The organism is uncultured Dialister sp., assembly GCA_900314595.1.
Lineage (GTDB): Bacteria > Bacillota > Negativicutes > Veillonellales > Dialisteraceae > Dialister.
Genome location: OMVW01000026.1, coordinates 1 through 21,094 on the forward strand (window position 1 = coordinate 1; position 21,094 = coordinate 21,094).

The following is a 21,094-nucleotide window of genomic DNA, read 5'->3' on the forward strand; positions in this document are numbered from 1 at the left end:
TATTTTTTTCGACTTTTTTGCACAAAAAAGCACGCACCTTTCGATGCGTACTTGAACTATTTTATGAATTTCTTAAGTTAATGACATTGCAGTTATCAGAATTCCATTCGGGCAGGAAACATTCTCAGAAAATTCAAACCCCTGCGGGTGACAGCGCCTTCGTAAGAGGGCGCCTTTTTATTGAAATTTTACGAAAGATTTCTGCCCGGTTGTTACTCCTGGAAATTGCAGATTGAATTCCTGTTACACTCTGCCCTCCTGAACCCGCATTCGATTCTGTAAAAAAATTATCTCTTCGCAGTGCCACTGGCCGCCCCGGATACAGAAAGGTGCCTTTCATAATAAAAATGTTCATTTTCAATGAAAAGCATGTAAAAAAGCCCGCACCCAATTGGATGCGGGCCCCTTCACTGATCACTTTATAAATTCCGGTAGCTCAAAATAATGTGTATTGATTGTATTCTCATAGATTTCCTTATTTCTTCAGCAGGGCCTCTTCCCATTCTTCCTGTTTAAAGCCTACCAGCACTTTATCTCCGGAAAGGAGGATGGGCCGTTTCACCAGCATACCGTCAGTGGAAAGAAGGCCGATCATTTCCTTTTCGCTCATGGTTTTGAGTTTGGCGGAAAGTTTCTGCTCCCTGTAGATTTTACCGCTGGTATTAAAAAACTTTTTCGGTTCCTTTCCACTCTCGGGAATCCATTTCTCCAGTTCTTCAGCGGTGGGATTTTCTTCCTTAATGGGCCTTATGGTATAGGAAATACCATTTTCGTCCATCCACTTTTTTGCCTTTTTGCAGGTGCCGCAGCGGTCATAGCAGATAAAAGTATTCATTTTCTTTCTCCTTTCATACAGAAATCATTTAAATCGCCGGATTGATTCACAGATACCGGACCGTTTCTGACAAATCTTTCCGATGAGTATGGTTCGGCAGGGCTTTTACGCCTTCAGCAGCATAGCCCAGGTCGAGAGCCATGAGGATTTCTTCATTGTCCGGAAGTCCCAGGGATTCTTTCAGCTTGTCAGGGTCGAAGAAATTAATCCAGCAGCTGTCCACTCCTGCATTTTCTGCAGCCAGAATCATATGGGTGGCCACGATGGAAGCATCTTCGATACCGGAATTTCTCTTTCCGCCGGGATAGGTGAAGACGTTTTCCTTATCATAGGCAACGATGAGGACAGTCGGTGCCCCATAGCGGCAGGGAGTGGCCTTATCGAATTTTGCGAGCGCTTCTTCCGATTCCAGCACGTAAATTTTCTGCTCCTGCAGATTCTTCGCCGTAGGCGCCAGCCGTCCGGCTTCCAGGATTTCCACCAGTACTTCTTTCGATACTTTCCGACTGCCAAATTTCTTGCAGGCAAAGCGGTTTCTGATGACTTCCGTAAATTCCATAAGTACCTCCTTTAAATTTCATTCACGATAAACAGGGGACTGACAATCCCGGGAAATCTAAAGTCTCACTTTATTTTACTCGGATTTTAGAAAAATTTCCTGAAAATATATTTTCAAAATATCCCTGCAAATCAATTAAACCTGCGGAAAACGGATACTTTTATCCATTCCCGCAGGTTTGATTTCATGTCAGGAAATATAATCTCACCGATGCAGTGAGAAATTTTTGTGTCCGTTCCCCATAAATACTCGTGCCGCGAAAGCGGCACACCTCCCCGAGCCCCGAATCCCGAACCCCGAAATTCCGGAAATGAGCCGAGCGGTGCATGTCCCGAACAGGGCTAAGGCCCGAATACCGATATTGACTCAGACCACAGTATCTGACAGATGACTGCTGCCAGCTCATCACTTCAATAAATCATATTCTTCATCACTCACCGGTTCCAACCATTCATTGGAAGTTTCCTCGCCTTCCACTTCGAAGGCCAGATAGCTCATCCAGGAGTCTTTGGCTACTCCGTGCCAGTGTTTCACTTCCGCCGGAATGTGGATGACTTTGCCCGGAGTGAGTTCCACCGCTTCTTTTCCTTCTTCCTGATACCAGCCTCTTCCGCCCACGCAGATGAGCATTTGTCCGCCGCCGGATTTCGCATGGTGGATATGCCAGTTGTTGCGGCACCGGGGTTCAAAGGTCACATTGTGCACCGGTACCTGTTCCTCAGAAACAGAATACAGGTAGCTTCTCCCGATGAAATATTTTGCATAGGCGGTATTCGGATTTCCGATGGGGAAGAAGATTTCCTTCTGGTAAGCTTCTTTGTCCGAAAGAGGCGAAGATTCTTCATTCCACACATTCTTTGCCTGATTGAAGGCGGCCCATGCCTTCGGCCAGCCTGCGTAAAAAGCCGCATGGGTGATGACTGCTGCGATTTCTTCCTTTGTCACTCCATGAGCTTTTGCATTCTGCAGATGATAAGTGAGGGAAGAATCAGTCACCCCCGATGCCATGAGGGCCGTTACGGTAATGATGCAGCGGGTCTTGAGGTCGATAGCCGGATTGTTCCAGTTCTCCCCGAAAAGGATATCATCATTGAAATGCGCAAAGTCCGGCGCGAAATTTCCCAAAGCTTTTCTTCCTGCAGAGGTCTTCATACTGCCTCACAATTTCATCGGAAATCACACAGCATTTTAACATATCACCGGTATTCATACTATTGTCCTGACTTCCCCTTCCGGGGGTTGATTTATCTGTATTATAGAAAAGGATAAAAATGATGTCTAATACTTAGAATGTGCTTTGGAAATATGCCTTCCGGGCATGGAAAGCCATCAGTCCCTGACGGATAATCGGGAAGCATGAGGCCGGCATTCTTCAAAAAGTGTCCTTCCCGGGCAGGAATTTTTACCGGATGAATCAGCGGCTCCTGTCTTGACATTTCCGTATTTCCAGTATAAAATAGCGTTAATCTCATATCAGCCATGAAGAGAAGAGTAAGCAGTGACGAATGGCAAAGAGAGCTCCGGCGGGTGAAAAGGGGCACAGGAAGGACTGCTGAAGATGGCCTCTGAGCTGGCACTGCCGAATGATGAAGCAGTCCGGGTTCTCCCGTTACAGAGACAGGGTATCAAGGCAAAGCCGGCGTACCTCATGAGGTCTTTCCGGTAACGGAAAGATAAAATTGGGTGGTAACACGAGTATCTCGTCCCTTTGGGAACGGGATTTTTTTATTGTCATAAATGGGAGGTTTTATCGTGCCAATCAGAATTCCTGACGGAATCGAAGCTATTCCGGAACTGAAAAAGGAAGGAATCGTCACTATCGGCGAAGAAAGGGCCAGGACCCAGGACATCCGTCCCCTGAAGATTTTAATTTTAAACCTGATGCCCATCAAGAAACCGACGGAAGTGCAGCTTCTCCGGCTCCTGGGCGATTCACCGCTCCAGATCAATGTGGATTTCGCCCGCATCGCATCCCGCGAGACGACCCACACGGACCGGTCTTATCTGGAAGAAAATTACCTGACCTTTGATGAAATCAAAGACAGGAAATATGACGGATTCATCATCACCGGGGCACCGGTGGAAAAAATGGCCTATGAAGAAGTGGAATACTGGCCGGAAATGCTGAAATATTTCGAATGGGCTGATACCCACGTCTTCTCCACCCTCCATCTCTGCTGGGCAGCCCAGGCAGGGCTCTACCGGGATTACGGGGTACAGAAGAAAATCCTGCCGAAAAAGTTCTTCGGCGTGTACCAGTACAATTCCACCATGGCCTATCATCCGCTCCTCCGGGGATTCGATGACCGTTACTTCATTCCCGTGTCCCGCCATACGTCCATTGACGATGAAGCAGTGGATAACTGTCCGGAGCTGGACGTCCTTTCCCGGTCATCCAACAAGGGCATCAATATTATTTCCGATAAAGAATCCCGCCGCATCTTCATCCTGGGCCATTTCGAATACGACCTGGGCACCCTTTCCTGGGAATACAAACGGGATAAGGAAAAGGGCCTTCCCATCCGCCTTCCGGAAAATTACTACCCCTACGACGATCCCCTGGAACGGCCAAGATTCGTATGGTGCAGCTATGCCCACCTCTTCTATCACAACTGGGTGAACTTCGTCTACCAGGAAACGCCCTACTCCCTGGATAACCTCATGCCCTTCGATGTGCATAATCCATTGCACGAAAGATGATCTGCCTGCCGTTTCGACTTGAACTCTGGAGGCATTTGTGGCTGGAACTTTAAGGTATTCGTGTGGCCTGCCTTTCCGACTTGTCCTTTGGTGGCATTCGAATCCGGAACTTTGAGGTATTCGTCTGGCCTTCCTCTTCGACTTGTTCATTGGAGGCATTTGTACCTGAAACTTTGAAGTATTCGACTGGCCTTCCTCTTCGACTTGTTCATTGGAGGCATTTGTACCTGAAACTTTGAAGTATTCGGCTGGCCGACCTCTCCGACTTGTCCTTTGCTGGCATTCGAACCGGAAACTTTGGAGTATTCGTCTTGCCTGCCTCTCCGACTTGTCCTTTGGAGGCATTGGAGCGAACCGCTTCCGGGTATTCGTTTAATTCCCCACTTGCGGCAGGGAATATTCTTTACTCATTGCCTGACCGAAAGAGCGGGAAGCAACCAGCTATTAGCCATTAACTATTACCTATTACCTATTAACCATTAGCCATTAACTATTTCAAAAAAGGAGTTCATCATGGAAAAACAGCCGAAATCTTTATTGAAATTATTTGCTCTTCTTCTTTTCTTCCTTTTTGGCATCGGTTCGGCCCTGGGCCTTTCGGGCTGCGGGGCAGCGCCTGCCGCTTCGAAACCCGCTGCTTCTGCAGCGAAAAAGGTCATCCGTGCAGGCATGGATGCGGCTTACCCGCCCTTCGGGTTCCAGGATATGGACAAGAAGGAATATATGGGATTTGACGTAGATATCATTAAAGCCATCGGCAAGGAAGAGGGCTTTGACGTGGAAGTGCGGAATGTAAACTTCGACGGACTTATCCCTGCCCTTCAGTCGGGAGACCTGGATGTGGCCATCAACGATATTACAATCACCGAAGACCGGAAGAAATCGGTAGATTTCTCCAAACGCTACTACATTGCAGGTCTGGGCGTAGTGGTCAAATCAGATAATAATTCCATTCAGAAAAAAGAAGATCTCTCCGGTAAGACCCTGGGCGTAACCATCGGTTCCACCGGTGAAGAGGCAGCCCGCAAAATCGAAGGGGCGAACGTCCGCGTATACAGCACCCTTTCCGATGCATTCCTGGACCTGAAGCAGGGAGCTGTGGACTGTGTAGTAAACGATATTCCTACCAATGAATATTATGTGGCAAAGACAAGCGACAAATCCGTGAAGACTGCACCGGTGGCCCTGACTACGGAAGATCTGGGCATTGCAGTGAAGAAGGGAAATAAAGAACTCCTCACGAAGATTGACGATGGTCTTGCAAAAATGAAGAAGAACGGCGAATTTGCAAAAATCTACAAAAAATGGTTTGGCAAAGAACCGCCGGCTGAGGTATTGAAATAATCCCAAGGAGACAAAGATGATTGAAAAAATTCTGAAGAAATATCCATTCATCGTGCTGGACGGCGCATTTTCCACCGAACTGGAGCGCCAGGGTTTTTCCATTAACGATGAACTGTGGAGTGCCATTGCTCTCTATGAAAAGCCGGAACTGGTGAAGGCAGTCCATCTCTCCTACTATGAAGCAGGAGCAGATATCGTGACCAGCGCCAGCTACCAGGCAACCATCGACGGGTTTGAAAAGAAGGGATTTTCCAAAGAAGAAGCAAAAGGACTTCTCCGCCGCTCTGTAGAGCTGGTCCAGGAAGCAAGAGATGAATATCTTTCCGAAGCAGAGGAAGAAAATCGTCCCGCGCCCCTCGCAGCCGCTTCAGTTGGTCCCTACGGCGCTTATCTCGCAGACGGCAGCGAATACCGCGGAGATTATGGAAAGACGAGAGAAGAACTGGCCGCCTTCCATCGGGAAAGACTTCACGTCCTTTCCGAAGCAGGCCCGGACATTTTTGCCTGCGAAACCATCCCCTGCCTTCTCGAGGCCCTGGCCGAGACAGACGTGCTGAAAGAAATCAAAGGAGCGAAAGCCTGGATTTCCTTCTCCTGCAAAGACGGACTTCACACCTGCGGAGGAGACATGATATCCGATTGTGCAAAGGCACTGGATGAAATCGATGAAGTGAAAGCCATCGGCCTCAACTGCACGGCCCCGGAATATGTGGAATCCCTCATCAAAGAGGCAAAAAAAGGCACGTCCAAACCCATCGTCATTTACCCCAATTCCGGCGAATCCTACAATGTGGAAAAGAAAACATGGGAAGGCTCCGCCTCCTCCTATGCGGATTATGTCAAAGTATGGTACGCGGCAGGCGCCCGCCTCATCGGCGGCTGCTGCCGGACAACTCCCCAGGACATCAAAGCTGTGGCGCAGTTCAGAAAAGAACTTCTGAAATAAGGAATAAAACCGGGACAAAGGAAATTTCCTCTGTCCCTTTTTATTTCCCCGGAACCGTTCCTTTATTTCCTCCCCTATGACTGATGATGGAAACAATGGTATAATAAATACACATTTTGTCATTTCACAAGGAGTCCGTCTATGTTTGATATTCTCGATTTAGGGACACTGCTCTACCGGGTACCGGCACTGCTCATCGCCCTTTCTTTCCATGAATTTGCCCATGCCGTGGTTTCTGATTCCCTGGGCGACCCCACGCCTTCCGCCACCGGGCGCCTCACCATCAACCCCATGGCCCATCTCGATATGCTGGGCACGGTGATGCTGGTACTCTGCGGCTTTGGCTGGGCCAAACCGGTGATGATCGATCCCCGTTACTACAAGCATTACAGGACAGATATGCTGAAAGTGTCCTTTGCGGGTCCGGGGATGAATCTTTTCCTGGGATTCCTCTCCATGCTGCTGGCAGCCATCCTGAACCGTCTGGGCATGCTCACGGTCCAGAGCTACCAGTTTATCGACTGGATCATGATGTACAATGTGTGGTTCGCCTTTTTCAATCTGCTGCCTGTGCCCCCGCTGGACGGGTCAAAGATCCTTTCCATGTTCCTTCCCGGTAAGCTTTCCTGGAAATATGAAAATTTCAACGCCCGTTACGGATTTCTGATGCTCATGGTCATCGTATTTACAGGCATTATGAATAAAGTGATCAACCCTCTGGCCAATGCATTCATCGGACTTTCCTATTTCATCATTCACCTGATTTTCTGAGGCTCCTATGTCAACAACCTGGATGATCTTTGAAATACTGGGCACCATCGCCTTTGCCTTTTCAGGAACAGTCGTTGGTCTTGCAAGGCGCATGGACATATTCGGTATTACCGTGCTTGCAGTGATGACCGGCGTAGGAGGAGGCATGATCCGGGATGTGCTCTGCGGCATTACACCTCCCACGGCCATCGTCCATCCCATGAGTCTGCTCCTCTGTATAGCCACGGCCCTTGTCATTTCCTTTGCATTTCCCATCTGGCACATTCCCAAAGCGGGAAAGCTTCTGGTGGCCGTTTTTTATCATATTTCCGATACCCTGGGACTGGCTGCCTTTACGGTGACCGGTGCCCTCACTGCTTTTTACGCATTTCCCCAATACCACTACATCCTTCCGACCATGCTGGGCGTCATTACCGCCGTGGGAGGAGGTATCATCAGGGATATGATGGCCCGCCGCATGCCGGTGGTCCTTTATATGGACGTATACGCCATAGCTTCCGTCATCGGGGGACTGCTCCTCTGCATCCTCCGGCCCCGCATGGATACGACCCTCGCCTCCTGGATTGCTTTTGCCGTGGTCCTTGCCATCCGGGTAGCTGCCATTCATTACGGCTGGCAGCTCTACCATCCGGTCAAAGGAAAACACCGGGAGTAATGGACAGAAAAAGAGTCAGCTGTGAAAACAGGTGACTCTTTTTGATTGGGGAAACGGGGGATAAGAGGAGAGGTAAGAAGTTAGTTTTTAGTTTGTAGTTGTCAGCCGTCGTCTTCCGGCAGCAGAAAGATTTTTTTGCATAAAAGAAACCGCAGCTTTCGCTGCGGCTGTACTATCTCAGTCCAAATACCCTGGAAAGGATTCCCGGTCTGTTCTTTCTGGCAGACTCGGCCCATTCGGCGGATTTGGCTTCTGCATGTTTCACTTTATATGACTGGAAAGCGCGGTACGAGTCCATATCCACCAGGACGACGCATACTTTGCTCTCTCTATACTGGCTCTGCAGGATTCTTTCTTCGGAAGGAGCAGGAATGGGTATTTCCTTTTCTTCCATTTCAAGAAGGGAAGCAGCCATGGCATTACGTGCTTTAACTGCCGCTTCGCTCATGGAACTGCCCTCGGCACGGCAGCCGGGGAGATCCGGAAAAACGGCGGCAAATGACCCGCTTTCAGCATCCTGCTGAAAAATAGCGGGATAGAAATATCTCATCATTTCCCCCCTTTCCCCGTAAAGTGACCCTCTTGATTACAAAAATTCATTACATATATTTTATAACATTTTGAGTCTGCTGCCAATGGCCTTTTTACCATAAATTGACGTTTCTTTCTTCTGAAAATACCACCGGCAGTAGCTGCCTTCTCTTTTTAAAATTCAAAGCATGAAAGATTTGAATTTCCTTAATCATATATCCAATGTTATAATAAAGGAAATAAACGACCGGGAGGTGCCCCATGTGTCCGAAAGAGCTGGATGAAACGGATAAGAAAATCATTAACGAGCTGAAGAAAAACAGCCGCATTTCCATGACAGAGCTGGGCAGGAAAGTCTTCATGACCAGCCAGGCAGCCAAAAACCGGGTAGAACGGCTGCAGGACCTGGGAGTCGTAGAAAGGTATACGGTAAACCTGAACTGTCCCGTCTTCGGTTATGCCACCCACCGCCTTTTCATCATGCATACCGACGAAGGAAAAGCGGAGGATTTCATCCGGTTCGTCCATGAAACGGAATTTCACATCCTTCACTGCTACCGGGTCCAGGAGAATACATTCTTCATCGATGCCCATTTCAAAGGAGAAGAAGGAGTAAAGGCCCTTGTGGAAGCAATCACCCCTTACGGCCATATCCACATCCATCCGGTACTGGAAGAAGTGAGACACGTCCATCCGGTGGACGAATGATTGGATTGTGCTTACATTGTCAGATACTGCGTTCCGAGTCAGTTACGATATTCGGGAGTCAGCCCTGTTTGGGACATGCACCTTTCCACTCATTTTCGAGATTTCGGGGTGCGGGGTGCGGGATGCGGGATGCGGGATGCGGGAAGGTGTGCCGCTGATGCGGCACATTTTTTATTGGGAATTTGCACAGACGGGGTTAAAAATCCCGTATCGTTCATCATCAATTGTCACTAAAGAGAAACGAGCGAATGGGAAAAGCTCCCCTCGATAGGGGAGCTCCGGCGCAGCCGGTGAGGGGACGAACTGCACAATTGAGGAAATATATCTCCGGGCACAGATGCGGGCCGAAGGCCATATTTAAAACTGCGCCCGAAGGGCGCCACCTCTACGAAGAACGAACAACGAATCACGAAGAACGATCATCCCATATGACGAAAAAGTCCTATTGCTGAATGATGATATAATAGAGTCACATCCTTCGGACTTTCACTCCGATGCGAGTTTCGGGATTCCCCGGAATGATGGTTTATGGGAATTTTCCCACAGAAAGGATTTTTTATGACAGAAAAGAAAAAAGTGGTCGTCGCCATGTCGGGCGGTGTGGATTCCACGCTTTCCGCCAGGCTTCTCCAGGAGCAGGGGTATGAAGTGTATGGCGCGACTATGCTGCAGTTTGACGGGCAGGAGGAAGAAATCGAAGGGGCGAGAGCCATGGGTGAATTCCTGGGCATTCCCTTCAAGGTCATCGATGTGAGAGAGGCATACAAAAAGTTCGTGCTTTCCTATTTCATCGACGCCTATTCGAAAGGCATGACCCCCAATCCCTGCATGATGTGCGATTTCCATGTGAAATTCGGCCTCTTCTATGAGGAAGCAAGGAAAGCATTCGATGCGCCTTATTTCTCCACCGGCCATTATGCGCGGATCGTCTTCAATCCGGAACGGCAGAAATATGAAGTGAGAAAGGGCATCGATATGTCCAAGGACCAGTCCTACATGATGTATCATTTGACCCAGGACCAGCTGGCCCACATTATTTTCCCCCTGGGCCGCACGTACAAGAAGGATACCCGCCTGATTTCCAGAGAAAAAGGACTTCCCACCTACAACAAGGCGGAGTCCCAGGATATCTGCTTCCTCACCAGCGAAAAAAATTATGTGGAATTTCTGGAAAATCATGCACCGGAAGCTTTCAAACCGGGAAATATCGTAGACCTCAAGGGTCGTATCCTGGGCCGGCACCATGGCATCTGCCACTATACCATCGGCCAGAGGAAAGGCCTTGGCATTGCGGCAAAGATGCCTCTCTACGTAGTGGCCCTGCGTCCCGACAAGAACCAGGTAATCGTCGGTTCCAATGACGACCTTTTCCGCACGAGACTTTTAGCTGACGAACTTCATTTTACCGACGGTGAAGCGCCGGCGGAAACATTCCGCTGCCAGGCGAAAATCCGCTATGGTATACGGGTCCATGAAGCAGAAGTAACCCTGGAGAAAAATGGAAGGGCGGTTGTGAAATTCGACGAACCCCAGAGAGCCGTCACCCCCGGCCAGTCGGTCGTCTTCTATGACGAAGACCGGCTCATCGGCGGAGGGACGATACTCCGGGGGCTGTGAAAAAAATTCAGCAGTCAGCCGTTAGTAGTTACTAAAAAACTGCCTCATGGAGAGGCAGTTTTTTATTGGAAATAATGATTCAGGAAATCTGTGTACTTTCAGCTTTAAAGCTCTTATGACTAAAAACCAACTGCTAATCTCAGTTTTTCCCGTTATATTCGCTGATTTTTTCCTGAGAAACATGGATGAAGGCCGGACCCGCCTCGAAGGCATCCAGTTCGCCCGGATTATACAGAAGACCGATGCTCCGGTCTTCGAGGAGAAAATAGTCGCCGGTCAGCCGTTTCTGACACTCCCAGTTTCCGGTGGGTTCTCTCGTATAGAGGGAATATTTCGGAAGATCATAGAGGGAATCCAGATCTTCTTCACTGATCCGGAGGAAACTTTCCAGGGGAAGCCTTCCTCCCGTAGCTTTATCGTAGACAAGCCCGATAACTTCCGGTTTTCCGTAAGGACCGCCGGAATAGACGTAATTGGTGATGATGATGGAAAGAAGTTCCTCATCTTCGTACATCACTTCAAAGGACAGGCCTGTACCCTTCTGAATCTTTTCATTTCCATAATTTTCCCGGATCTGGACGAGGAGTCCTTCGATATCTTCATTAATCCTCTCTGCCGCCTTTTTATTTTCCAGCCGTACCACGGGATAGCTCATAATAAAATCCTGACCCTGCCTTGTTTCCGTCAGGATTTCCGCCGATGCGGAGAGAGGCAGGGAAAGGGCCAGAGCGGCTGCGAGGACTGCTGCTTTTTTCATCATCATTCACCTCCGGAAGTTTTCTTCTATTATGAAGGAAATGGAATTCATTGGCAAGAAATTTTTATTTCCTCTATTTTCAACTGTTTTTAAAGAGCCCTGTGACGCTTTATATATAGTTATTATTAAAATAAAGGCATATTTTAAAAAGTGTATCAATTGTCATGTCCATGAAATATATGACCTTGCAAAACGCATAAAAAAATTATACTGTATATACAAGACTTCCCGTGGTCAAAAAGCGAGGCCCTGTCCGGGCGGATTCTGAAGCCGGGGAAGCTTTTTTATTGAATCTGTTTACTTTCCAAAAAGGAAGCGATATCCATTTTATGCGTACATTGATAAAAAACGGCCATGTCATAGATCCGGCCAATCACATAGACGCCTGTCTGAACATTGTCATTGAAGGCGAAAAAATAGCCGATGTCACCAGGGAAACGCCGCCGGCAGACAGGACGATTGATGCATCCGGTCTCCTGGTCACTCCCGGTTTCATCGATATCCACATGCATGAGGACCGTCTTATTTCCGGAAAAGATGCAGAAAGCGGCCGGCCGTGCCTGGAGATCCCCTCTGCAGCCAATGACATGTCCACAGATGAAGTAGTCCTGGATACGGAAGATTCCACTGCCATATTCAAATGTGAACTCCGCATGGGCGTGACCACCGTGCTGGGCGGAAACTGCGGGCAGAATAAATTCGAGCCTTCCCGGTACCTGGATGTGGTAGACCGGGATGGAGCAGCCGTCAATGTGGCCCTCCTTGCCGGTCACGGAGAATCCCGCCAGGCCATCGGCCACAAAGACAGGTACACCCCTTTGACCGGAGAGGAAATGGAACGGCTCGAAAAATATGTGAAGAAACAGCTTGATAGCGGCTGCGCCGGTATTTCCTATGGAATCCGCTACGACCCGGGAGCTACGGAGGAGGAATTATACCGCATGGCTGCCCTCTGCGTGCCGGAGGATAAAATGATTGCCGCCCATGTGCGGGATGATGCGGCGGCTATTTTCAAATCCCTCGATGAATTTGCCCGGATTGCCGTGAAATTCAATCTTCCCTGCCAGGTCTCCCACATCGGTTCCATGGCCGGTTTTGGCCAGATGGAAGAGTTCCTGCGGCAGGTGGATGAATACCGGATGCGGGGACTCCGGATCACTTCCGACTGTTATCCCTATGAAGCTTTCAGCACCAATATCGGAGCCGCTACGTATGATGACGGGTGGATTGAAAGGTATCACTGCGATTACGGGGTACTGGAAATATGTGAAGGGAAATACAAAGGCAGACGGTGCACGAAAGAAATTTTCGATGAAGTTCGTAAGGAACACCCCGAATATCTCACCGTATGCTATGTCATGAAGGGAGCAGATATCGACAGGGCCCTGAAGGACCCGGGAGTGATGCTCTGTACCGACGGGACCCTTCACGTGGGACAGGGCCACCCGCGGGCAGCGGGTTCCTTCCCCAGACTGATTGATCAATATGTGAAAAAGGGGAAACTGTCCCTCTATCATGCAATCCGCATGATGACCACCCTGCCGGCCCAAAAGCTGGGCCTTTCCCGAAAAGGCTCCCTTTCCATCGGAGCCGATGCAGATATCACCATTTTCGACTATGACCATATGAAAGATCTGGCCACTTTCAACGAACCCACAAAGCCGCCGGAAGGAATCCGGTACGTCCTTCTGGGCGGAAAAATCGTGCTGAAGGATGGAGTAATTACCGACGAACACTGCGGGAAATCGATTCGTTTTTAATTGACAATGATCAGAAAACAGAGAGACTCTCATGATTCTGATGCAAAAGGGGAATTTTTATGGAATACGGAATTTTTTCAATCATACCTCCGGTACTGACCATCGTACTGGCCCTGGTTTTAAAGAATGTATATGTGGCGCTGCTCAGCGGTATTTTCCTTGCTTCTCTCACGCTGGCCGGCGGAAATATCATCGTTGGACTCAACAGTTCTTTTTACGGAATAGTCAAGACTTTTGCAGGCAGCGGCAATGTAATCGTTATTTTGTCCATCCTGATGATCGGAGCATTTATCCATCTGATTGAACGGTCCGGCGGGGTCAAAGGGTTTATGGAAATGATGGTGGAAAAAAGGTCCATTATCAGCTCTAAAAAAACAGCCGCTTTCTTTACCTGGCTCCTGGGCATCATTGTTTTCACTTCGGGGTCTCTGAGCTGCATGCTGACCGGTTCTGTGGCAAGGCCTTTGAATGACAGTATGAAAGTTTCCCATGAAAAGGCAGCTTTCCTGGTCCATACCACTTCCACCCCCTGGTGCGTACTGCTCCCCCTTTCCGGCTGGCTGGCAGCCATGGTAGGCTACCTGACTTCCGGCGGAGTGAATGAGGCAGATGCCATCAATACGCTCCTCGCATCCATTCCGCTTAACTTCTACTGCATCATTGCCGTAGTTTTCGCCCTGCTCTCCACTTTCCTGCCTCTTGACTTCGGTCCCATGAGACAGGCCGAAAAGCGGGCAGATACGACGGGCGAACTGGACGACCCGGAAACGTCTTCTGCTTCCCGCAAGTCCAAAGTCGGAGATATTCCTGATATGAAGCCTCATGCCATCAATATGTTCCTTCCTATTCTGATCATGGTCGGTACAATCCTCGTCGTACTCATCGTTACAGGTAAAGGAAATCCCACCAGAGGTTCCGGTATGCAGGCTCTTCTCTGGGGCTGCAGCATTTCCCTTCTCTCCATCTGCTTCATGTGCCTTGTGGAAAGAGTCTTCACTCTGGAAGAACTGACCAGTGAAGTACTGGATGGTATGAAAGGCATGCTTCCTATCGCTATCGTGCTGACCCTCGCATTTACCATGGGTACCCTGGTCAAAGGACTGGATACGGGCCACTACCTTTCCAGCCTCTTTGCCGGATTCCTCACACCTGCCCTCCTTCCGGCACTGACTTTCATCATGGCTATGCTTCTTTCCTTCGCTACCGGCACATCCATGGGCACCATGGCCATCATGGCCGTCCTTGCCCTGCCTATGGCCATCAATATGGACGTCAATATCCCCCTCACCGCCGGTGCCCTCTTTGGCGGATCCATTTTCGGCGACCATGCATCCCCGGTTTCTGATACAACCATCATGTCCTGCGCTTCCACAGGCTGCGATATTATGGACCATATCAAGACCCAGATGCCCTACGTCCTCTGCTTTGCCGGTATTTCACTGGTTCTTTATATCATTCTTGGATTTATCATGTGATCAGGTGTATTCCTGATCATCAGGCTCTTTCCCCTGTCAATCAGGGGGAGGAGCCTTTTTTGATCCCTGTTTCCAGAGGACAGCCTCTGTCACATAAAAATGATATACTTCCGTTAAAGGAGATGATATCCATGGAAGAAATACCGGTGAAGAAAGAATTGACGGAGGAGGAAAAAATTTCTCTTCTTCGTAATTTTGAGCGAGAGGGCGGGGAAAGCGGTGCCAGTGAGGAAAAATTGAAGGAAATACGGCCCGTCATTGATGAACTTTGCGAAAAAGATGTGGAAGAAGCCCTCCGCCTGAAAGGGTACGCCTGCTATGGAGGCTCCAGGCTTTATCCCTGCGACTGGGAAATGGCCCGGCAGATTTTTGAAAAACTCTGCTCCATTTCCGATGACCCCTGCTATGCCAATACCCTGGGCTACATCTATTATTATGGACGAACCACCAAAGGAGTCCCGGACTATGAAAAAGCCCTCCACTGTTTCTACTTCGGAGCCCTTCAGGGTCACCCCGAAAGCATTTACAAGCTGGGGGATATGTATTTCAATGGATACGGAGTAGAGAAGCGTCCGGAACTGGCAAGGACTCTTTATCAAAGAATCTATGATCAAACGAAAAAGCAGTTTCCGGAATGGCCGGATGTGAACTTTGCCGATGCAGCCCTCCGCATGGCAAAGATATATGACACCTGTTATCATTTACAGGAAATCAGTTACCAGTATTATCTCGAAGCAGACTATGCAGCAAGGAAGCGTGCAGCAGCCAGCGATTTCTTTGGCAATCAGGAAGTGGCAAAGACCGCAGCCATGGCCAGAGCGGAAGCCAGGGAAAAGCTGGCGAAGGATTTCTTTGTTTCTTCCATTCTCATGGATGACCTGGACGGTCTGGAAACGCTTTTCTGGGACATGATGGATGATCGGTATCCATTGATGATTACGGTTCACAGAAAGAAAAAGCGCATTTCCCTTTCCATCAGCCGCCTTGATCCGGATTTCGGAAAAATCGTCCCCTACCTGTACACAGAACCCCGCTTTGACTACTGCAGTCTTGTAAAAGCAGTTACCCTTCATCAATTTCACGGAAAAATTTCCGGTAAAAAGGATCCCCTGATTTTTGACCGGTTTGAATGGGATTTTGATAAATACAGGTTGAATTTCTATTGGCACAATAAAAAAGCCGGCTGGCTCAGTCTACGCTCAGGACAGTTTGACTGCCCGAAGAAAAAAGAAGGCGGCCCCCTCCGCCATCTGGCCCGTATCACTTTCCAGCCCGGAGGAAAGCTTTATGATTACCTCTGTGAAATAGAAGACGTAAATGCCGGTGATACAGTCATCGTCATGGGTTATGACGGAGAAACGCCGGTAACCGTGGTGAAGACCTTCGACTGCCATGAATCGGAGCTGCCCATTGCGATTGAAAGGTATAAGAAAGTCATACGAAAAGTGAGTGATTAGCAGTTAGTTTTTAGTGCTTAGTGATTTGGATTTCACTCAGTTAAACCCCCGGCCGGTACCGGCCGGGGGTTTTATTTTCCAGAAGAGAACGCTGCGCTCCCTGCTTTACGCGCGGGGCCGGGAATACACTTTGCCCCTCGTGCGGGGATGCCCGTTCACGTATGGCCGGGAATACAGGTACAGGCCGTTCATGTAGAGCCATCGACTGTGTACAACCCTTAATAGCACAATTGCGGGCCAGAGGCCCGTGCGCGGAGCGCACTATATAAATTGGTTTTCCGCAGGAAAACCATATCCTTCCCTTTCCCCTTACCTCTTTCCCCTGTTTTTATTTCCATATAAAAAAGCGACGCCCATCCATTTGCGCCGCACCTTCACTTACCACTTACCACTTATCACTTATCACTTATCACTTATCACTTATCACTTTTCACTTCTAACCACTAATCACTCATCGTCCTTCTGTTCCCACAGGTACCGGTTGTATTTCTCCTGATAAAATTCCGCCGATTTCTTCCGGATCCAGTTGTCCCGGTCTTCGCAGATGGCCAGCATTTCATCCACCAGGTCTTCGGCCCGCTGCTCTCCTGTGTGGCGGAGGTAGCCGATCATGCGGTTGATGGCTTTTTCGCCGGAGAGCTGCTCAGCCATGAGGAGGCCCAGTTCCGCCGGAAAGCCTCTTTCTTCTACGAGGCGGATCAATTCTTCTTTTGCTTCATCTACCATGAGTTCCTCTATTTTTATACATTATTAAAAGGGAAAGATGCCGAAAAGTTTTTTCTTTTTGATCTCCGGGACTTCCGGGATGATGGCCGTACCCGGTACTCTGTCGAAGCGGGGGAAATGGATTTCCTGTCTTTCCGGGATAAGGCCGTGGGAAATGAGGATCCCGTCTCTTTCCCGTATTTCCTGTATCTCCCTGAAATCTTCAAAACTCTTGAAAAGGGAGGCCAGCTCCCGGGCCTTGTCTTTTTCTCCCCGGGAAAGGAAATAGATTTCCTCGTTCCGCAAACGATGGAAAAGATTCATGAGCACTCTGGCCCCCTGCCAGAGGACCATGGGCTTCATGGGAATCATCCAGTCATTGATTTTTTCCTTTGCCAGCGAAAGGCCCTGGGGAAAATGAGTGCGGGTGAGGGTCAGGGCATAGTCGATGTCCTTTTCTTTCTCTCTTTTTTCTTCCCTCATGGAATCTTCATAGGAAAGAAGGAGGTCCGCCCCCGGAATCGTTTCCTTCTCTTTTTCTGCCAGCGAAGAAATAAGGGCCGTCCACTTTTCTTTTCCCGCCCGCTCTTTTACCTTGCAGGCGGCTTTGCCGATATTTTCGAGAAGGTCCCGTTCGCACATTTCCACATGGGAATAATCGTACGTCCCGGCCAGTCCCGCACTTCTCCTGTCTTCATTGAAGAGGGCCGCTGTGGCAATGGGGTCGATTTTTCCGTAATCTTCGCAGATTTTCAGGAAAAGGGGCAGCGGGTCCTCATAAGCGCCGTAGTACAGGCAGTTCACCGCCAGGACGATGGAGGAAAGGCAGGGGAAATTGATGGAACCTGCCGGTTTTCCGGAGATAATATCGTCGATATATCCATAAGCTTCTTTCTTCGTCAGAAGGGGCAGCCAGAAAAATTCCGCACTGCTCCGCCGCCGGCTGTGGGTGAGGTCGTACTCCGCATCCAGCAGGCGGTTCCGCTCTTTTTTGTCTTTCGCCTTCTCCAGTTTTTCCTGAAGGGCTGTGGAAATCGCCTCTTTCCCGTCCTTTGTATGAAGGGAAAGGATGTAAAAGGGATTATCGGTAAAAAACATGGCTGCCTCCTTTCTTTAATACTATTCTCATTATATCCTATTTCCACAGGCCTTGCCTCATGAAATCCAACTTTTTAACTTTTTCAAGTGGTAAAGAAACTTTTTCAAAAATTTTTAAAAATAAAATCCTCTTTTTGTACTATACAGGTAGAGCCAGGGAAATTGCCATTGAGAAATCCTTCAGGAACTGCCCGGCGCGCCAAAAATTAAGGGCAGCGGAAGGATGTATCAAATATTTTCCCCGGTTCCTGCCGCGGTAAACAAAAATAAAAATCCCCCGATTCCGGATTCGAGCTGAATTTCACCACACCTTCACGACATGAAAAACTGACCGGCCTGCTGTCCATACGTTCGCTCCGTCCCTGCACATCCAGGCCAAAGTCCCTGCAGCCGATTGACTTTTGTGGTACGAAAAATCACCCCGAATCAAAAAATCGGGGGATTTTTATTTTTTTGAGTCATCTCCCAGCTTTATGGATAGAGTCAGGACCGGCTTTCATGAATCACCCTCACCCTGAAACGCCCTTTGGAAGACACTTCCGGAAGCATGGGAAAAAGGTTCTCTATTTTGATGTACTCTCCTGAAAATCACTTTTAAATTTCCATCATCCGTGATATAGTTAGGTATATTTTTGTAAAATGAAGGAGGAAATTCCTACGGAAACCATACTCCAATACTTTCTCATCTGCCCTCTCGTCATGATTGCGGGCTTCGTTGATGCCATTGCCGGCGGCGGCGGACTGATTTCCCTTCCGGCCTACCTGATTGCGGGCCTGCCCGTTCACAATGCCATTGCCACGAACAAGATGAGCTCCACCATGGGGACTGTCCTGGCCACTTTCAAATTTGCCAGAAGCGGCTTCATCCCCTGGAAACTGGCAGGAGTCTGCGTGATTTTTGCTTTTGCGGGATCCTCGCTGGGCGCAAAACTGGCTCTCCTCATGGATTCCCATCTTTTCCTCCTTTTCATGCTGGTGGTACTCCCGCTGACAGCCATTTATGTGACCCGCGGAAAAGCCCTTGTTTCTGAAAAGGAACCCTATCCTTATAAAAAGACAGCCGTTCTTTCCATTCTCATGGCTCTCTGCATCGGTGTGTATGACGGATTCTACGGACCCGGCACAGGCACATTCCTGCTGCTTCTTTTAACCGGTGTAGCCCATCTTTCTCTCAAAGAAGCCAATGGGGTCACAAAAGTCATCAATTCCACCACCAATATCGCCGCGCTCTGCGTTTTCCTCCTGAACGGCAAAGTCCTCTTCCCCCTGGGCCCCATCGCAGGCTGCTTCGGCATGCTGGGCAACTACCTGGGCGCCCTGTACTTTTCGAAATCGGGCGCTAAAAACGTAAAGCCCGTCATCATCGTGGTGCTTTCCATATTCTTTATCAAAGTCATATATGAACTGTTCTTTAAATAAGAGAAGAGCAGTTAGTGCTTAGTTTTTAGTAATCAGTCAAGACGGCCCGCATGATAATTTAGAACGCGGGCTATTTTATATGATATACTTAATCTGGTTATATTCCCGCCTGGGCAAAATCCCCCTATATACTCGTCGCTGTATCAGCAGCGACACCTTCCCGCAATCCGCAATCCGATTTCTCCCAATTGACTCCATCCATTCCACGAAATATGAGGCAAACATGAACATCCCATCCCCCAACCGCAGCAATCCTTACGCTCTTCTTCCTTTCGTTATTTTCATCGCCATCTATCTGGGAGCCGGCATTTATTTCCAGCTTCAGGGCGTGCCCATGGCTTTCTACCAGTTTCCGTCGGTAACGGCCATGCTGGTGGCGGTCATTGCCGCCTTCTGCCTGTCGAAAGATCCCATTATGTACAAATTCGGAATTTTCTCGAAAGGTGCAGGCAATGACAATATCATGACCATGCTCATGATTTACATCCTGGCCGGCGCTTTTTCTGCCGTGGCTTCTGCCATGGGCGGAAGGGATGCGACAGTCAATCTGGGCATCAGCCTCATTCCGGCTGAATACCTCACTGCAGGCATTTTCCTTATTTCCGCCTTCCTCGGCACAGCCACAGGGACCTCCGTAGGCACAGTAGCAGCCATCATCCCCATTGCCGCAGGAATTGGGGAGAAAAGCGGCATCCCTGTCCCCCTCATCCTGGGCGCCTGTGTGGGCGGAGCCATGTTCGGCGACAACCTGTCCATGATATCGGATACCACCATTGCCGCCACCCGCACCCAGGGCTGCGAGCTGAAGGATAAATTCAAAGTGAATTTCTTCATCGCCCTTCCGGCAGCCATCTGCACTGCCCTGCTCTTCCTCTTTACCGGCACCCCGGGCACTGCAGCAGCCGCTGTGGGTGACTACACCCTGCTGAAAGTCCTTCCCTATCTGGCAGTACTCATCCTCGCCCTCACCGGGATGAACGTATTTCTCGTCCTCCTGACAGGCATCGTCCTCTCAGGTATCATCGGAATCGGTGCCGGTTCCCTGTCTGTTATTTCCTTTGCCCAGGAAATATGGAAAGGCTTTACCAGCATGAGCGAAGCTTTCTTCCTCGCCCTCTTCTGTGGCGGTATTTCCGAACTCATCACCTACTATGGAGGAATCGCCTGGCTCATTGAAAAGCTGCAGAAATCCATTACCGGACCGAAATCCGCCCAGCTGGGCATGGCCGCCCTGGTCTCCCTCATCGACTGCGCTACGGCCAATAATACCGTAGCCATCATCGTTACCGGCGATGTGGCAAAAAAGATTTCCGACCGTTACGGTGTGGACCCCAGGGTCACCGCCTCCACCCTCGATATCTTCTCCTGCGTCTTCCAGGGAATCATCCCCTACGGCGCCCAGCTCCTCACTGCGGCAGCCCTGGCCAGCCAGACAGGAATCACCATCAATACCCTGGACATCGTCCCTCATATGTGGTACTGCTATTTCCTGGCCATCTTTGCGGTTATCTCCGTTTTCGTGCCTTTTGCAACAAAGTGGATGGAGAAATAAGGTAAAGTCATTTTTGCAAAAACGATGATCTGACATAATCTGTATCGTTCTTCGTTGTTCGTTATTCGTTGTTCGGTTTCAAAATGGCTGGCTTTGCCGGCCATTTTTAAAATGGTCCTAGGAAATTGGACACGGGAAACTGGTATCCCCGAACATAGGACAGGGTAAACTGGAAAATCCCTTTGCCATGGACACTCTACTCCTA

20 protein-coding genes and 1 other annotated feature are annotated in these 21,094 nt (G+C 49.2%); of the genes, 13 read left to right on the plus strand and 7 right to left on the minus strand.

What is annotated here, in order from left to right:
• On the plus strand, nt 1-236 hold a 236-nt coding region (locus tag QZN42_RS07335; RefSeq protein WP_296955983.1), incomplete at its 5' end, for a hypothetical protein.
• A 239-nt stretch (nt 237-475) separates the two neighbouring features.
• Here the strand turns inward: QZN42_RS07335 and QZN42_RS07340 are convergent.
• The 3 genes from QZN42_RS07340 to QZN42_RS07350 form a co-directional block, all read right to left on the minus strand.
• A complete protein-coding gene (locus tag QZN42_RS07340; protein ID WP_296955986.1) occupies nt 476-835 on the minus strand; it encodes an arsenate reductase family protein in 360 nt (119 codons plus the stop codon).
• Between the two features lie 46 nt (nt 836-881).
• On the minus strand, nt 882-1,394 hold the full coding sequence (locus QZN42_RS07345) for a nitroreductase family protein (protein ID WP_296955989.1): 513 nt from the start codon (nt 1,392-1,394) through the stop codon (nt 882-884).
• Between the two features lie 405 nt (nt 1,395-1,799).
• Entirely contained in the window at nt 1,800-2,546 is a 747-nt protein-coding gene (locus QZN42_RS07350) for a carboxymuconolactone decarboxylase family protein (protein WP_296955991.1), read from the minus strand.
• A 318-nt stretch (nt 2,547-2,864) separates the two neighbouring features.
• Nucleotides 2,865-3,105 (plus strand) — a binding site (T-box leader).
• A gap of 41 nt (nt 3,106-3,146) precedes the next feature.
• On the opposite strand from QZN42_RS07350, the gene metA reads away from it, so the two are divergent.
• The 5 genes from metA to QZN42_RS07375 all read left to right on the plus strand — a co-directional run bounded on the left by metA (nt 3,147) and on the right by QZN42_RS07375 (nt 7,810).
• Nucleotides 3,147-4,094 (plus strand): homoserine O-succinyltransferase, encoded by a 948-nt coding sequence (metA, locus tag QZN42_RS07355; RefSeq protein WP_296955994.1) that lies wholly within the window; start codon nt 3,147-3,149, stop codon nt 4,092-4,094.
• A gap of 513 nt (nt 4,095-4,607) precedes the next feature.
• Nucleotides 4,608-5,438: a basic amino acid ABC transporter substrate-binding protein gene (locus QZN42_RS07360; protein ID WP_296955997.1), complete on the plus strand. Its 831-nt coding sequence runs from the start codon at nt 4,608-4,610 to the stop codon at nt 5,436-5,438.
• A 16-nt stretch (nt 5,439-5,454) separates the two neighbouring features.
• Nucleotides 5,455-6,384: a homocysteine S-methyltransferase gene (gene mmuM, locus QZN42_RS07365; RefSeq protein ID WP_296955999.1), complete on the plus strand. Its 930-nt coding sequence runs from the start codon at nt 5,455-5,457 to the stop codon at nt 6,382-6,384.
• A 141-nt stretch (nt 6,385-6,525) separates the two neighbouring features.
• Nucleotides 6,526-7,155 (plus strand): site-2 protease family protein, encoded by a 630-nt coding sequence (locus tag QZN42_RS07370; protein WP_296956001.1) that lies wholly within the window; start codon nt 6,526-6,528, stop codon nt 7,153-7,155.
• Nucleotides 7,156-7,162: 7 nt separating this feature from the next.
• Nucleotides 7,163-7,810 carry a trimeric intracellular cation channel family protein gene (locus tag QZN42_RS07375; RefSeq protein ID WP_296956004.1) on the plus strand — a complete coding sequence of 216 codons (648 nt, stop codon included), beginning with the start codon at nt 7,163-7,165 and terminating at the stop codon, nt 7,808-7,810.
• 172 nt (nt 7,811-7,982) lie between these two features.
• Here QZN42_RS07375 and QZN42_RS07380 read toward each other — a convergent pair whose 3' ends face one another.
• On the minus strand, nt 7,983-8,363 hold the full coding sequence (locus tag QZN42_RS07380; protein ID WP_296956007.1) for a type II toxin-antitoxin system HicB family antitoxin: 381 nt from the start codon (nt 8,361-8,363) through the stop codon (nt 7,983-7,985).
• Nucleotides 8,364-8,602: 239 nt separating this feature from the next.
• Between QZN42_RS07380 and QZN42_RS07385 the strand changes: the two genes are divergently transcribed.
• Together QZN42_RS07385 and mnmA are read left to right on the plus strand one after the other, a co-directional pair.
• Complete coding sequence (locus QZN42_RS07385) at nt 8,603-9,049, plus strand: Lrp/AsnC family transcriptional regulator (protein WP_296956010.1); 447 nt, start codon at nt 8,603-8,605, stop codon at nt 9,047-9,049.
• A gap of 558 nt (nt 9,050-9,607) precedes the next feature.
• Nucleotides 9,608-10,666, plus strand: a complete 1,059-nt coding sequence (mnmA, locus tag QZN42_RS07390; RefSeq protein WP_296956013.1) for a tRNA 2-thiouridine(34) synthase MnmA — start codon at nt 9,608-9,610, stop codon at nt 10,664-10,666.
• Nucleotides 10,667-10,805: 139 nt separating this feature from the next.
• Here mnmA and QZN42_RS07395 read toward each other — a convergent pair whose 3' ends face one another.
• Nucleotides 10,806-11,429, minus strand: a complete 624-nt coding sequence (locus QZN42_RS07395) for a PdaC/SigV domain-containing protein (protein ID WP_296956015.1) — start codon at nt 11,427-11,429, stop codon at nt 10,806-10,808.
• Nucleotides 11,430-11,752: 323 nt separating this feature from the next.
• Between QZN42_RS07395 and QZN42_RS07400 the strand changes: the two genes are divergently transcribed.
• The 3 genes from QZN42_RS07400 to QZN42_RS07410 all read left to right on the plus strand — a co-directional run bounded on the left by QZN42_RS07400 (nt 11,753) and on the right by QZN42_RS07410 (nt 16,115).
• Nucleotides 11,753-13,183, plus strand: a complete 1,431-nt coding sequence (locus QZN42_RS07400) for an amidohydrolase family protein (RefSeq protein ID WP_296956018.1) — start codon at nt 11,753-11,755, stop codon at nt 13,181-13,183.
• Nucleotides 13,184-13,242: 59 nt separating this feature from the next.
• Nucleotides 13,243-14,658: a Na+/H+ antiporter NhaC family protein gene (locus tag QZN42_RS07405; RefSeq protein ID WP_296956021.1), complete on the plus strand. Its 1,416-nt coding sequence runs from the start codon at nt 13,243-13,245 to the stop codon at nt 14,656-14,658.
• Between the two features lie 131 nt (nt 14,659-14,789).
• Nucleotides 14,790-16,115 (plus strand): tetratricopeptide repeat protein, encoded by a 1,326-nt coding sequence (locus QZN42_RS07410; RefSeq protein ID WP_296956022.1) that lies wholly within the window; start codon nt 14,790-14,792, stop codon nt 16,113-16,115.
• 447 nt (nt 16,116-16,562) lie between these two features.
• On the opposite strand, the gene QZN42_RS07415 is transcribed toward QZN42_RS07410, so the two are convergent.
• Nucleotides 16,563-16,841 carry a hypothetical protein gene (locus tag QZN42_RS07415; RefSeq protein ID WP_296956023.1) on the minus strand — a complete coding sequence of 93 codons (279 nt, stop codon included), beginning with the start codon at nt 16,839-16,841 and terminating at the stop codon, nt 16,563-16,565.
• A 24-nt stretch (nt 16,842-16,865) separates the two neighbouring features.
• Nucleotides 16,866-17,918 (minus strand): hypothetical protein, encoded by a 1,053-nt coding sequence (locus QZN42_RS07420; RefSeq protein ID WP_296956025.1) that lies wholly within the window; start codon nt 17,916-17,918, stop codon nt 16,866-16,868.
• Nucleotides 17,919-18,557: 639 nt separating this feature from the next.
• On the opposite strand from QZN42_RS07420, the gene QZN42_RS07425 reads away from it, so the two are divergent.
• Nucleotides 18,558-19,337, plus strand: coding sequence for a TSUP family transporter (locus QZN42_RS07425; protein WP_296956027.1), 780 nt, complete (start codon nt 18,558-18,560; stop codon nt 19,335-19,337).
• A gap of 223 nt (nt 19,338-19,560) precedes the next feature.
• Nucleotides 19,561-20,889 carry a Na+/H+ antiporter NhaC family protein gene (locus QZN42_RS07430; RefSeq protein WP_296956029.1) on the plus strand — a complete coding sequence of 443 codons (1,329 nt, stop codon included), beginning with the start codon at nt 19,561-19,563 and terminating at the stop codon, nt 20,887-20,889.
• Nucleotides 20,890-21,094 lie beyond the last annotated feature (205 nt).

Coding starts and splice junctions, on each gene's coding strand:
- mmuM (WP_296955999.1), top strand. CDS start 5,455: ATGATTGAAAAAATTCTGAAGAAATATCCATTCATCGTGCTGGACGGC.
- QZN42_RS07395 (WP_296956015.1), bottom strand. CDS start 11,429: ATGATGATGAAAAAAGCAGCAGTCCTCGCAGCCGCTCTGGCCCTTTCC.
- QZN42_RS07415 (WP_296956023.1), bottom strand. CDS start 16,841: ATGGTAGATGAAGCAAAAGAAGAATTGATCCGCCTCGTAGAAGAAAGA.
- QZN42_RS07340 (WP_296955986.1), bottom strand. CDS start 835: ATGAATACTTTTATCTGCTATGACCGCTGCGGCACCTGCAAAAAGGCA.
- QZN42_RS07420 (WP_296956025.1), bottom strand. CDS start 17,918: ATGTTTTTTACCGATAATCCCTTTTACATCCTTTCCCTTCATACAAAG.
- QZN42_RS07350 (WP_296955991.1), bottom strand. CDS start 2,546: ATGAAGACCTCTGCAGGAAGAAAAGCTTTGGGAAATTTCGCGCCGGAC.
- QZN42_RS07430 (WP_296956029.1), top strand. CDS start 19,561: ATGAACATCCCATCCCCCAACCGCAGCAATCCTTACGCTCTTCTTCCT.
- QZN42_RS07405 (WP_296956021.1), top strand. CDS start 13,243: ATGGAATACGGAATTTTTTCAATCATACCTCCGGTACTGACCATCGTA.
- QZN42_RS07380 (WP_296956007.1), bottom strand. CDS start 8,363: ATGATGAGATATTTCTATCCCGCTATTTTTCAGCAGGATGCTGAAAGC.
- QZN42_RS07400 (WP_296956018.1), top strand. CDS start 11,753: ATGCGTACATTGATAAAAAACGGCCATGTCATAGATCCGGCCAATCAC.
- QZN42_RS07370 (WP_296956001.1), top strand. CDS start 6,526: ATGTTTGATATTCTCGATTTAGGGACACTGCTCTACCGGGTACCGGCA.
- QZN42_RS07410 (WP_296956022.1), top strand. CDS start 14,790: ATGGAAGAAATACCGGTGAAGAAAGAATTGACGGAGGAGGAAAAAATT.
- QZN42_RS07385 (WP_296956010.1), top strand. CDS start 8,603: ATGTGTCCGAAAGAGCTGGATGAAACGGATAAGAAAATCATTAACGAG.
- mnmA (WP_296956013.1), top strand. CDS start 9,608: ATGACAGAAAAGAAAAAAGTGGTCGTCGCCATGTCGGGCGGTGTGGAT.
- QZN42_RS07345 (WP_296955989.1), bottom strand. CDS start 1,394: ATGGAATTTACGGAAGTCATCAGAAACCGCTTTGCCTGCAAGAAATTT.
- QZN42_RS07360 (WP_296955997.1), top strand. CDS start 4,608: ATGGAAAAACAGCCGAAATCTTTATTGAAATTATTTGCTCTTCTTCTT.
- QZN42_RS07375 (WP_296956004.1), top strand. CDS start 7,163: ATGTCAACAACCTGGATGATCTTTGAAATACTGGGCACCATCGCCTTT.
- QZN42_RS07425 (WP_296956027.1), top strand. CDS start 18,558: ATGAAGGAGGAAATTCCTACGGAAACCATACTCCAATACTTTCTCATC.